The following is a 12,066-nucleotide window of genomic DNA, read 5'->3' as shown; positions in this document are numbered from 1 at the left end:
CTCCCCGCCTCCGTCCCGACGATCGCCTCCGACGGCTTGCCGTTCACGCCCACCGGTACGTCCCCCGCGAGCATCACCCGGTGCATGGTGCGGGGGGAGTCGAGGTGGGCGTTGTCGCTGGGGGCCAGGTGGATGGTGGCGCGGTTGTCCCAGAAGGCGACGCTGCCCGGCTCCCAGCGGAAGCGGACCGTGTACTCGGGGCGTACCGCCTGTTCGAGGAGCATGTCGAGGATCGCCCGGCTCTCGGCACGGGAGAGGTCGGCGATCTGCTCGACGTAGTAGCCGTTGACGTAGAGGATCCGCTCTCCCGTCTCGGGGTGGACCCGCACCAGCGGGTGCAGGGAGGCCACCTGGTGGTCGAGGAGGTGCCGGACATAGGCGTCCTCGCCCGGGCGGGGCTGGTAGCCGACGCCGAGCCGGTGCTCCGCGCGCAGGCCGTCGACGAGCTCCCGCACCGGGGCGGACAGACCGGCGTAGGCGGCGGCGAGGTTGGACCACTGCGTGTCGCCGCCGTACGGCGGGACGGTCTCGGCGCGCAGGATCGTCGCGGCGGGCGGGTCGATCCGCGCCCCGTGGTCGCAGTGCCAGCCGCGCAGCAGGGTGTGCCGACGGCGTTGCAGCCACTCCTCGTGCTCCATGCCGAACTTCCCGCCCAGTTCGAGCCGGTCGGCGGTCGTCTCGATCTCGGGGAAGTCCGTGGGCGAGGCGCTGCCGCGCTTGCGCAGGACGACCGGGTCGCCGAACCTGCGGGCGAAGGCCACGTGCCCGGCGTGATCGAGCTTCTGCCCGCGGAAGAACACCACCTTCCAGCGCAGCACCGCGGCCCGGATCGCGGCGACCACCGGGGCGTCGAGGTCCTCCGAGAGGTCGACTCCCGTGATCTCGGCCCCGATGTGCCCGGCCACGGGGTTGACCTCGATGCCGGCGTCCCGCTCCGCCGTGCCCTTGTCCGTCGTCATGCGTGCTCCGTTGTTCGCCGGCATCTGTCCGAAGTCCGTGCCCGGGGGCACGTCACCCATGGTTGACTGCCCAGCGTGGACACACCCGCAACTCCCGTCGGGCCCGGCGCCTTCGTACGGCGGCTGCCGGCCGGCGAACGACTGCCCCTGCCCGCCGACTCGGTGGCCGACTGGGAGACCTTCCCCTTCGAGGGCGATCTCCGGGTCAAGCCCCTCCAGCCGCCCGTTCTCCCCGAACCCGCCCGCTTCGGCGAGGACGGCCCCGAGGAGTGCCGCACCTGCCTCAGACCGGTGACGGAGGCCCTCTGGGCCGACGACCACTGGCGGCTCGACGCGGTGGGCACCGAGTCCCGGCTCCCGGCGGTCGTGATGCTGCAACCGCGCGCCCACCATGACCTGTCCGACCTCCCGGCCGAACGGGCGGCAGAGCTCGGCCCCCTCCTCCAGCGGGCGGAGCGGGCGGTCCTCGGTCTCGACGGCGTCGCCCGCGTCCACGTCAACCGCTGGGGTGACGGTGCCGCCCACCTCCACTTCTGGCTGCTCGCCCGGCCGGCGGGACTGTTGCAACTCCGCGGCACCTTCCTCCCCGTCTGGGAGGAACTCCTGCCGCCGATCCCCGAGGATGAGCGGCAACAGGCCCACCGGCAGATCGCCGCCACCCTGGCCGCGGACGGCGGCACCGCCTACGTTCCCGGAAGCTGACCTCCAGCACTGCGACGTTCTCCGGTTGATCATTACGGGCCCCATCCGTGAGGCTGGAGGGACCACACAGTCAAGGGAAGGTCCGCACGTGATCAGCATCCCGACGCACGCGCTCAACGACGGCACGAAGATCCCCGCCCTGGGTCTGGGCACCTGGCCGATGGACGACGCAGAGGCGGAGCGGGCCGTCGCCGCTGCCCTGGAGAGCGGCTACCGGCTCGTCGACACGGCGACGAACTACCGGAACGAGACCGGTGTGGGCCGTGGCGTGGCGGCCGCCGGCGTCCCGCGCGAGGAGGTCCTCGTGACGACGAAGCTGCCCGGCCGGCATCACGGCTACGAGGAGACCCTGGCCTCCTTCGAGGAGTCCCGCGCCCGCCTCGGCCTGGAGTACGTGGACCTGTACCTGATCCACTGGCCGCTCCCCCGGGTCGACAAGTACGTCGACTCCTGGAAGGCCATGATCAAACTGCGTGAGGACGGCCTCGTACGGTCGATCGGGGTCTCCAACTTCACCCCCGCGCACATCGAGCGGCTGGAGAAGGAGACCGGGGTCCTGCCCTCGGTCAACCAGATCGAGCTGCACCCCTTGTTCCCGCAGGACGAGCTGCGCGCCTTCCACGCCGGCAAGGGCATCGTGACGGAGAGCTGGAGCCCGCTGGGCCGGGGCTCGGACCTCCTGGAGGACCCGTCCGTGGCCCGCGCGGCCGAGTCGCACGGCGTGACGCCCGGCCAGGTGATCCTGCGCTGGCACGTCCAGCTCGGCGCGCTGCCCATCCCGAAGTCCGGCGACCCCGAGCGGCAGCGCGCGAACCTCGACGTGTTCGGTTTCGAGCTGAGCGACTCGGAGGTGGCGGCGATCGGCGCGCGTGAGCACCGGCGGCTCGGCGGGGACCCGGAGGACCACGAGGAGTTCTGATCGGCAGGAGGGGTACCCGGGGCCCGCGAGAAGGAGCCGAAGGAGCCGCAGGTGAGTGAGCGACTGAAGGACTACCACGGCAAGCGGGACTTCGGGCGCACGCGTGAGCCGGAGGGGCGCCGGGCCGACGCGGGTGGCGCGCCCCGGTTCGTCGTGCAGATCCATGACGCGAGCACGATGCACTTCGACTTCCGGCTCCAGGTGGGCGAGGTGCTGAAATCCTGGTCGGTCCCGAAGGGCCCCTCCGACGTCCCCAGGGACAAGCGCCTGGCGGTGCCGACGGAGGACCATCCGCTGGAGTACGAGGACTTCGAGGGCGTGATCCCCCGGGGCGAGTACGGCGGCGGCACGGTGATCGTGTGGGACCGCGGCACCTACGAGCCCCTGAGCCACGACCGCAAGGGGCGTCCCGTCGACTTCGCGCAGTCCCTGGAGCAGGGGCACGCCACGTTCCGGCTCCGGGGGACGAAGCTGCGCGGTACGTACGCGCTCACCCGCTTCCGCGAGGACAACTGGCTGCTGGTCAAGACGGCCGAAGGGCGGGCGAGCGGCCACGGCACTCCGGACCCGCGCCGGGCCCGCTCGGTCCGGAGCGGCCGGACGCTGGCGCAGGTCGCCGACGCGGAGACCTGAGCGGGCGGATCCGCCGAAGACCGCCCCGGCAGGTCCCGCGGGCCTCTATGTTCACAGCTGCGTCCACGCGACACGTCGTCGCTCAGGCACACGAGCCAGGAGGCCTTCCGTATGCGCATCGCGCTCCGCACCGCCATATCCGGCGCGGTCGTCACCGCCACCGTCCTCGCCGGTGGCACCGCACAGGCGACCCCGCCCGGCCCCGGAGTGACCGGCACCCTGATCGCCCAGAGGACCGTGGGCGACACCGACTACGTCCTCAGGGAGATCACCGTCCCGCCGGGCCAGACGACCGGCTGGCACTACCACGACGGGCCCGTCAGCGGTTACGTCAAGCAGGGCACCCTCACCCACTACCACTCCGACTGCGCCCGTGACGGCCTCTATCCGCAGGGCACCGTCGTGCGCGAGCCGGGCGGCCCGAGCGACGTCCACCTCGGCCGCAACGAGGGGGACACCCCGCTGGTCCTGGTCGTGCTGTACGTGCTCCCGCACGGCTCGCCGTACTCGGAGGACGTGCCGAACCCCGGCTGCTCCTTCCAGTGACCCGGTGAGAGTGAGAGCGGCGCTCAGAAGTCGTGCGGTTCCAGTGGCTGCTCGGCCCAGATCGTCTTGCCGCAGCCGGTCTGCCTGCTCCCCCAGCGCTGGGTGAGCTGGGCGACCAGCAACAGCCCGCGGCCGCCCTCGTCGAAGGCGTGGGCGCGCCGCAGGTGCGGAGAGGTCGAACTGCCGTCGGAGACCTCGCAGATGAGGGTGCGGTCCCGGATCAGCCGGAGCTGGATGGGCGGTTCGCCGTAGCGGATGGCGTTGGTGACCAGTTCGCTGACGACGAGCTCGGTGACGAAGGACGCCTCCTCCAGTCCCCAGGCGGCCAGTTGCTCGGTGGCGGCCTGACGGGTCGCGGCCACCTGCGCCGGGTCGGGCTCCACGTCCCAGGTGGCGACCCGGTCCGCCCCGAGGGCCCGGGTCCGGGCCAGCAGCAGGGCCACGTCGTCGCCGGGCTCCTCGGGCAGTACGGCCTTCAGCACCGTGTCGCACAGGTCGTCGAGGGTGTCGGTCCGCGCGGTGAGCGCCCGGCACAGTTCGTCGGTGGCGTGGTCGACGTCGCGGTCCCGGTCCTCGATGAGCCCGTCGGTGTAGAGGGCGACGACGGATCCCTCGGGCAGTTCGGTCTCCGTGGCCTCGAAGGGCACCCCGCCGACGCCGAGCGGTGGCCCCGCGGTCAGCGGGAGGAGGCGGGTGGTGCCGTCGGGCAGGACGACGGCGGGCGGCGGGTGGCCCGCGGCGGCCGTGGTGAGGCGGCGCGAGACGGGGTCGTAGACGGCGTAGAGGCAGGTGGCGCCCAGCTCGGCGACCTCGTCGTCACGGTCGTCGGAGGCGAGGTGGGTGACCAGGTCGTCGAGGTGGGTGAGGAGCTCGTCGGGGGGCAGGTCGACGTCGGCGAGGGTGCGCACCGCCGTGCACAGGCGGCCCATGGTCGCGGAGGAGGGGATGCCGTGTCCGACGACGTCGCCGACGACGAGGGCGACGCGGCTGCCGGAGAGCGGGATGACGTCGAACCAGTCGCCGCCGACGCCGGCCAGCGAGCCGCAGGGCAGATAGCGGTGGGCGACCTCGACCGCGGCCTGTCCGGGCAGGCCGCGCGGCAGCAGGGTGTTCTGCAGGGCCAGGGCGGTGGTGCGCTCGCGAGCGAAGCGGCGGGCGTTGTCGATGCAGACGGCGGCCCGGCTGGCGAGTTCCTCGCCGAGGACGGCGTCGTCGCCGCCGAAGTCGTCGGGGTGGGTGATGCGGACGGCGACCGCGACCCCGAGGGTGGTGCCGCGGGCCCTGAGCGGCACGGCGAGCACGGAGTGGGCGCCCCGGCGGTAGGAGCGGCCGGCCGGGGCGCGGGTGTTGCGCTCGGCGACCCACCGCATGAAGTCGGGCTCGCCGGCCTGGCTGAGGGCGGCCCGGCCCTCCCGCAGGGCTCGCGCGGGCGGTGAGGGGGCGGGGTAGACGTCCGTCTCGCCGAGGCGGACGGCGGCCTCGGGGGTGCCCTCGTGGACGGAGCCGTGGGCGACCCGGCACAGGGCGATCTCGCCTTCCAGGACGGTGTGCGGTTCGTCCGCGCCGAGGACCCATTCGAGGAGGTCGACGCTGGCGAAGTCGGCGTACCGGGGCACGAGGAGTCCGACGAGTTCCTCGGCGGTGCGCACCACGTCCAGGGTGGTGCCGATGGTGGCCGCGGCCTCGTTGAGCATGGCCAGTCGTTGCCGGGCCCAGTACTGCTCGGTGCTGTCGAACGACGCGACGGCCACCGCGTGGACCTCGCCGTCGCCGTCCCGCAGGGGCCACATGTCGGTGGTCCACGCGTGCTCCCGGTTCAGCGCGGGAGCCCCGGTGAAGCTCTCGTACCGGACCGGGAGGCCGGTGTCGACGACCTGGCGCAGATGGGCGAGCCAGCCGCGATGCGCCTGGCGGTCCTCCACGCTCTCCGGGAAGTGCTGCCCCAGCAGTACCTCCTGCGGTACGCCCATGATCCGGCAGGCCACCTCGTTCAGCCGGAGGTAGTGCTGATCCGCGTCGAAGACGGACATGGCCACGGACGCGTGCTGGAAGGCCCGGCCCGCCAGGGTCGGTTCGGGGCCGTCGGGGGCCTCGGCGGTGATCATGTAGCCGGAGCACCGGCCGTCCTCACCCAGTACGGCCGAGGCGGTGAGCAGCGCCGCGACGGACGAGCCGTCGCGGCGGCGCAGCACGACGGTGCCGACCAGAGCCGCGACGGCATCGGCCCTCGGGTCCTCGGTGAGCAGGTCGCGGGCCGGGCGGCCCACGACCTCGTCGGCCGGGTATCCCGTCAGTTCGCGGGCGCCCTCGCTCCAGCCCGTCACCACACCCCGGGTATCGACGATCGCCGCAGCAGAGCCGTGCACCATTTGTTCAGGATCGTTCTTTTGCCCGGCCGGTTCAACCGAAGCGGAGGGCTACGGGCTTCCCCGTCCCGCGACCGTCACTTTCCGCGTTCGCGGAGGGCGGCGAGGGCGCGGTCGGCGTGGGTGTTCATGCGCAGTTCGCTGCGGACGACCTCCAGCACGGTGCGGTCCTCGGCGATGACGAAGGTGACGCGCTTGGTGGGGGCCATGGAGAAGCCGCGCCGGACGCCGAACAGCTCCCGGATCCTGCCGTCGACGTCGGACAGGAGGGGCATGCCGAGGGTGTGGCGTCCGGCGAACTCCTGCTGGCGTTCGACGGTGTCGCCGCTGATGCCGACCGGCCGGGCACCGACGGCGGCGAACTCGGCGGCCAGGTCGCGGAAATGGCAGGCCTCCGCGGTGCAGCCGGCGGTCAGGGCGGCGGGGTAGAAGAAGAGGACGACCGGGCCGTCGGCGAGCAGCTCGGACAGCTTGCGGCTGGTGCCGGTCTCGTCGGGGAGCTCGAAGTCCTCAATGATGTCACCGGTCTCCGGGGCCTTGCTCATGCCTGGCCCTCCGCGTTCCTCGCGATGCCGCGCGCCCAGAGCACGAGCGGCAGTTGCAGCGGCAGCCGTCCGAGGGCGGCGGCCTTCTGCGGGGTCGGGCGGTGGCGCCAGTCGACGGCCATCTTGACGTTGGCGGGGAACACCCCGACGAAGAAGGCGGCGGCGGCGAGTGCCGCGGTGCGCCGGGTCTTCGGCAGCGCCAGACCGGCGGCGAGCGCGAGCTCCACGGCGCCGCTCGCGTAGGTCCAGGTCCGGGGCTCACCGGGCAGGGCCTCGGGGATGGTCGCGTCGAACGAGCGCGGTGCGGCGAAGTGGGCGACGCCCGCGGTGGCCAGCAGGCCGGCGAGCAGCAGGGGCGAACGTGGGGACCGGGACACGGTTCCTCCTTCGGGGGGCTGCCGCGCACATTACTGGACGGTAGAAGCCCCTCGACCGGCGGCCTCGGCGCTCACGGCCCGCGGCGGCCGCGGGTGCCCGGGGTGTAGCCGAAGGAGCGGCGGAAGACGTCGATGAAGGCGCTCGCCGAGGACCAGCCGCAGCGGTGGGCGACGGTCGTGACGGGGACGCCGTCGGCCAGCATGCGCAGGGCGTGGTAGAGGCGCGACTGGGTGCGCCACTGGGGGAAGGTCATGCCGAACTCGCTGCGGAAGAGACGGCTGAGCGTGCGTTCCGAGGCCCCGGTCGCGGCGCCGAGGGCGGCGAGGGTGCGCGGCTCGGCGGGGTCCGCGTGGACGAGCGCGCAGACCGCGGCGAGGCGGGGATCGTTCGGGGTGAGCAGCCTGAGGGGCGTCTGCGGTGAGGCGCGCAGCTGGTCGCGCAGCACGGCGAGCAGACGCCGGCGTTCGGGGCTGTCGTCGGCGGGGTCGCGGGTGTGGGCCAGGATCAGCTCGCGCAGCAGCGGGCCCACGGCGAGGACGGTCGGGGCGTCCAGGCCGAGCGGGTTGTCGTCGGCGGGCAGTCCGACCAGGTGCAGGTCGAGGTGTCCGTGGGCGCGGTGGGCGTGGGCGGCGCCCGCGGGGACCCAGATGGCGCGGGTGCCGGGCGCGAACCAGGTTCCGGCCTCGGTGGTGACTTCCAGGACGCCGGACCCCGCGTAGACGATCTGGTGGTCGTCGTGCCGGTGGGCGTCGATGCGTTCGCCCGCGGCGAGGCGCTGGGCGCGGGTGGGGGCCACCGGGGTGTGGCGGATGTTCGACATGACTGGGCAGATTATCGGAAGCGCGCCAGGAGGCGGGAGCGCGAGGCTCGGTCCGTGTCCAAGAACCGTTCCCTTCTGCTGATGTCGCTCGGTCACGCCTGCGTGGACGTGTACCAGGGGGCCGTCGCCGCCCTGGTGCCGTTCTTCGTCGCCGAGCGCGCCTGGTCCTACGCCGCCGCGTCGGGAGTCGTCCTGGCCGCGTCCCTGCTGTCGTCGGTCGTACAGCCGTTGTTCGGCGCGCTCACCGACCGCTGGGCGATGCCGTGGCTGCTGCCGGTGAGCGCGCTGACCGCGGGGGCGGGTGTCGCCCTGAGCGGGGTCTTCGGCTCCTATCCGCTCACCTTGGCGGCGGTCGCCGTGTCGGGGGCCGGGGTCGCGGCCTACCACCCGGAGGCCGCGAGGGCCGCGCGGGCCGTCGCGTCCGGCGGCAACAGAGGGATGGGGTGGTTCTCGCTCGGCGGCAACGCCGGCTTCGCCCTGGCCCCGCTGCTGGTCGCCGCCGTGATCGCCGGCGGCGGCCTGGAGGCCTCTCCCCTGCTGGTGTTGCCTGCCGTGGCGGGCGCGGCCCTGTGCGCGGTGGCGGTGCGCGCGTCCCGGGCGCGCCCGGCGTCGGCACCCTCCGCCCCGCGGGGCGGACGCGACGACTGGCCGTCATTCCTGCGGCTGTCGGGCGCGGTGGTCTGCCGGTCGGTCGTCTTCGTGGGGCTGAGCGCGTTCGTGGCGCTGTACGTCCGTGAGCGCGTCGGCGGCGGGGACGGGGCCGGTACGGCGGCGCTGTGCGTGCTGTACGCGGGCGGTGCCGTGGGCACGGTCCTCGGGGGCCGGCTCGCCGACCGGTACGGGCGGCTGCCGGTGGTGCGCGGGGCGTACGCCCTGACGGTGCTCGCGGTGGCCGCGGTGGTGCTCGCCCCCGGCCCTGCGGTGTATGCGTGTGTCGCCCTGACCTCGGCCGGTCTGTACGTGCCGTTCTCGCTGCACGTCACTCTCGGCCAGGACTACCTGCCCGGGCGGGTGGGCACGGCGAGCGGTGTCACCCTGGGCCTGACGGTGAGCGTCGGCGGACTGGCGGCGCCGGCGCTGGGGGCGCTGGCCGACGCCACGTCGCTGCGGACCGCGCTCGTGCCGTTGATCGTCCTGCCCGCGCTGGGCGGGCTGCTGCTGCGCGGACTGCACGAACCCGCCCCCGCCGAGCACCTGGTCCCCGGCCGGTAGTCAGGGCGGCCGGTCCCGGTGAGCTGGATGCGCCGGGCTCGCCGGTCGACGGGGTCGGGTACGCGGCGACCTGCCGCAGCAGCACGACCGGCTGATGGCCCGGTCCGGCGGCACCTCGGCCAGGGCCCTCAGCCGGTCGTACCGCCGGGCGCGGGTGCTCAGGCAGGTGACACGTCCCCCGTCCGGCAGGACACCGGAGTGAACCGTTCACGTGCCTGTGGGGGCATGCCGTTCACCTTCCGGCGGGCGTCACCGGAGCCGTCCACATGGCGACCACGGCGTCGGCGAGGCCGGTCGCGGCGTCGTGCCAGCTGGCGCGAGGGGTCGGGGTGTTCTCGGCGAGGGCCCGTTCACGGTCGGCGGCCATGTGCACGATCAGATGGCGGGCCATCTCGGCGCGTTCGGCGCGGACGTCGGCGGGCAGTTCGGGCAGGCAGCGGTCCAGTCCCGCGACGATCTCCCGGAGCGAGGGCGAGGTCATGGATTCCTCCACCATGATCCGCTGGAGCACCGGGTCGGTCATGACCTGTGCGCAGAACCGGGCGAACCAGGTGGGGCTGCCCAGCTCCGCGAGATGCTCGGGTACCGGCCGGACCAGGCAGTCCACCCAGTCGCGTACGTCCAGGGAGCCGCGGGCCCCGTCGAGCAGCCGGGCGCGGATCGACTCGATGCGGGTGTGGTGCTTGCGGGCGATCGCCCGGACCAGGTCGGCCTTGGTGCCGAAGTGGTAGCCGACCGCGGCGTTGTTGCCCTGTCCCGCGGCCTCGCTGACCTGGCGGTTGGACACCGCGAGGACACCGCGCTCGGCGAAGAGCCGCTCGGCCGCGGTCAGGATCAGTTCCCGGGTCGCGTGGACCTGTTCCTCGCGTACCGTCCTGCCCGCCATGCTCACCGCCGCTCCGGGACCTCGCTGCCCCCTCCCGGCGGCCGGCCCGTGGAGCCGCCTGGGGTGCGCCGGCCGTGCGGCGACTTCTGCGGGAAGCCTACGCAGCCCGCGTCCCGCTCCCGTGATCACCGTACGAGCGGGGCGGCCGGGCCCAGTAAGCTAAGTCAAGCACCTGACTTAATTATGGCCGAGTCCGGCCACGCTCCCCCTGTCTTGGAGGCCCTTCATGTCCGACGCTCCCGCCGGAACCGCCGACGCGGGTGCCGTGGCACCACCGCGAGCGAATGCCGTGGTGGCGGTGCTGGCCTTCGCCGGAATCGTCGTCTCGCTGATGCAGACCCTGGTCATCCCGATCGTGCCGGAGCTGCCCAGGCTGCTCGACGCCCCGGCCTCGGACACCGCGTGGGCGGTCACCGCGACCCTGCTCGCGGCAGCGGTCGCCACGCCGGTCGTCGGGCGGCTCGGCGACATGTTCGGCAAACGCCGGATGCTGCTGGTCAGCGTGGTGATGCTGGTCTCCGGATCGGTGGTCTGCGGACTCAGCGACGCCCTGGTCCCGATGATCGTCGGCCGCGCCCTCCAGGGCCTGTCCTCCGGCGTCATCCCGCTCGGCATCAGCATCATGCGCGACGAACTGCCCGCCGAGCGCCTGGCCGGCGCGACCGCCCTGATGAGTGCCTCCCTCGGCGTCGGCGGCGCCCTGGGACTGCCGACCGCCGCCCTGATCGCGGACAACTTCGACTGGCACGTCCTTTTCTGGGCCTCGGCCGCGATGGGCGTGGTGGCCCTCGTCCTGGTCCTGGCGTTCGTGCCGGAGTCCCGAGTGCGCACCGGCGGCCGCTTCGACGCCGTGGGTGCGGTCGGCGTGGCCGCCGGGCTGGTATGCCTGCTGCTGGCCATCTCCAAGGGCGCCGACTGGGGCTGGACGAGCGGCACCACGCTCGGCCTCTTCGCCGCGGCCGCGATCGTCCTGGTGGTCTGGGGACTGTTCGAACTGCGCACCGCCCAGCCGCTGGTCGACCTGCGCACCACCGCCCGCCGCCAGGTGCTCTTCACCAACCTGGCCTCGATCGCGGTCGGCTTCTCGATGTTCGCGATGTCGCTGGTGCTGCCGCAGCTCCTCCAGCTCCCCACGCAGACGGGCTACGGCCTGGGCAGGTCCCTGCTGACCGCCGGCCTGGTCATGGCCCCGTCCGGCCTGGTGATGATGGCGCTGGCCCCGGTCTCCGCCGCCGTCTCCAAGACCAAGGGCCCCAAGGTGACGCTGATGATCGGCGCGCTGATCGTGGCCGCCGGCTACGGCCTGAACATCGTGCTGATGTCCGAGGTCTGGCACCTGGTGCTGGTCTCCTGCGTCATCGGCGCCGGCATCGGGTTCACGTACGGCTCCATGCCCGCCCTGATCATGGGCGCCGTGCCCGCCTCGGAGACGGCTGCCGCCAACAGCCTCAACACCCTGATGCGGTCCATCGGTACGTCGACGGCGAGCGCCATCGCCGGTGTCGTACTGGCCCAGATGACCATCGACCTCGGCGGCTACGCGCTGCCGTCCGAGAACGGCTTCAAGACCGTCATGGCGATCGGCGCGGGTGCCGCGCTGCTGGCCTTCGCCCTCGCCTCCTTCATCCCCCGCCCGCGCGTCGCGGTACCGGCGGCGGCCCCCGCACCGGCCGCGGAGACGCCGACCGGGACGCCGTCCGGGCGCTGACCCTCCCCGCCTGATGGCCGCTCACCGGCGGCCATCAGGTCCTGCCCAGGGATGATCCGCCATCGGCGCGTACTGCGTTCTCCGTAGCCGCGATGGTCGGCGTGGGTACGACGACAACGGACCCGGCATCGGAAAGACTGGCGCTCCGGACCGTGGGCGGGAGGGGACGCGTGGCCCTCGGCCGGGACGGGTCGCCGCGGTCGCACCCGGCGGACCGTGGCCACCATGGTTCCAGCACGACGGGAGAGCCCATGAGCATCCCCCTGCGGCGCTACGCGGACGATCACGTCCGTACGCTCGTCGCCATCACGGCCGCGCTGCGGCTGCCCGGGCTTCAGTACGGAGGCGAGGGCCGCCCAGGCACCGACCGGCCGGACCCGGTGGGGCACCTG

At 73.4% G+C, this 12,066-nt stretch carries 12 protein-coding genes and 1 pseudogene; 6 read left to right on the top strand and 7 right to left on the bottom strand.

All coding sequences use genetic code 11. The annotated features are described in order from the left end of the window. A partial coding sequence (locus EHS43_RS24230) for a TauD/TfdA family dioxygenase (protein WP_125192875.1) occupies positions 1–959 on the bottom strand: 959 nt, incomplete at its 3' end. Positions 960–1,034: 75 nt separating this feature from the next. Here EHS43_RS24230 and EHS43_RS24225 point away from each other — a divergent pair. From EHS43_RS24225 to EHS43_RS24210, 4 genes are all read left to right on the top strand, one after another. Then, complete coding sequence (locus EHS43_RS24225; RefSeq protein ID WP_125192874.1) at positions 1,035–1,661, top strand: hypothetical protein; 627 nt, start codon at positions 1,035–1,037, stop codon at positions 1,659–1,661. A gap of 88 nt (positions 1,662–1,749) precedes the next feature. Further along, a complete protein-coding gene (locus EHS43_RS24220) occupies positions 1,750–2,580 on the top strand; it encodes an aldo/keto reductase (RefSeq protein WP_125192873.1) in 831 nt (276 codons plus the stop codon). A gap of 51 nt (positions 2,581–2,631) precedes the next feature. After that, complete coding sequence (locus EHS43_RS24215; protein WP_125192872.1) at positions 2,632–3,213, top strand: DNA polymerase ligase N-terminal domain-containing protein; 582 nt, start codon at positions 2,632–2,634, stop codon at positions 3,211–3,213. Between the two features lie 111 nt (positions 3,214–3,324). Beyond that, complete coding sequence (locus EHS43_RS24210) at positions 3,325–3,759, top strand: cupin domain-containing protein (protein WP_125192871.1); 435 nt, start codon at positions 3,325–3,327, stop codon at positions 3,757–3,759. A gap of 23 nt (positions 3,760–3,782) precedes the next feature. Here the strand turns inward: EHS43_RS24210 and EHS43_RS24205 are convergent, their stop codons facing one another. The 4 genes from EHS43_RS24205 to EHS43_RS24190 all read right to left on the bottom strand — a co-directional run bounded on the left by EHS43_RS24205 (position 3,783) and on the right by EHS43_RS24190 (position 7,868). After that, on the bottom strand, positions 3,783–6,128 hold the full coding sequence (locus EHS43_RS24205) for a SpoIIE family protein phosphatase (protein ID WP_125192870.1): 2,346 nt from the start codon (positions 6,126–6,128) through the stop codon (positions 3,783–3,785). A 74-nt stretch (positions 6,129–6,202) separates the two neighbouring features. Beyond that, positions 6,203–6,670: a peroxiredoxin gene (locus EHS43_RS24200; protein WP_125192869.1), complete on the bottom strand. Its 468-nt coding sequence runs from the start codon at positions 6,668–6,670 to the stop codon at positions 6,203–6,205. Further along, the gene (locus EHS43_RS24195; protein WP_125192868.1) at positions 6,667–7,047 is read right to left on the bottom strand and encodes a MauE/DoxX family redox-associated membrane protein; all 381 of its coding nucleotides are present in this window, start codon (positions 7,045–7,047) and stop codon (positions 6,667–6,669) included. Before EHS43_RS24195 ends, EHS43_RS24200 begins: the two co-directional genes overlap by 4 nt. A gap of 71 nt (positions 7,048–7,118) precedes the next feature. Continuing rightward, complete coding sequence (locus tag EHS43_RS24190; protein WP_125192867.1) at positions 7,119–7,868, bottom strand: helix-turn-helix transcriptional regulator; 750 nt, start codon at positions 7,866–7,868, stop codon at positions 7,119–7,121. 81 nt (positions 7,869–7,949) lie between these two features. On the opposite strand from EHS43_RS24190, the gene EHS43_RS24185 reads away from it, so the two are divergent. Then, positions 7,950–9,080, top strand: a complete 1,131-nt coding sequence (locus EHS43_RS24185; protein ID WP_125192876.1) for an MFS transporter — start codon at positions 7,950–7,952, stop codon at positions 9,078–9,080. Positions 9,081–9,085: 5 nt separating this feature from the next. Here EHS43_RS24185 and EHS43_RS47995 read toward each other — a convergent pair. Both EHS43_RS47995 and EHS43_RS24180 read right to left on the bottom strand, forming a co-directional pair. After that, positions 9,086–9,269, bottom strand: a pseudogene (locus EHS43_RS47995) (hypothetical protein); the annotation flags it as partial. Between the two features lie 43 nt (positions 9,270–9,312). Beyond that, the gene (locus EHS43_RS24180) at positions 9,313–9,966 is read right to left on the bottom strand and encodes a TetR/AcrR family transcriptional regulator (protein WP_125192866.1); all 654 of its coding nucleotides are present in this window, start codon (positions 9,964–9,966) and stop codon (positions 9,313–9,315) included. Positions 9,967–10,192: 226 nt separating this feature from the next. Here EHS43_RS24180 and EHS43_RS24175 point away from each other — a divergent pair, with 226 nt between their 5' ends. Further along, positions 10,193–11,674, top strand: a complete 1,482-nt coding sequence (locus tag EHS43_RS24175) for an MFS transporter (protein WP_125192865.1) — start codon at positions 10,193–10,195, stop codon at positions 11,672–11,674. Positions 11,675–12,066 lie beyond the last annotated feature (392 nt).

This window comes from Streptomyces sp. RP5T (genome assembly GCF_003933965.1).
Classification (GTDB): Bacteria; Actinomycetota; Actinomycetes; order Streptomycetales; family Streptomycetaceae; genus Streptomyces.
This window is presented reverse-complemented; position numbering and strand designations above follow the sequence as displayed.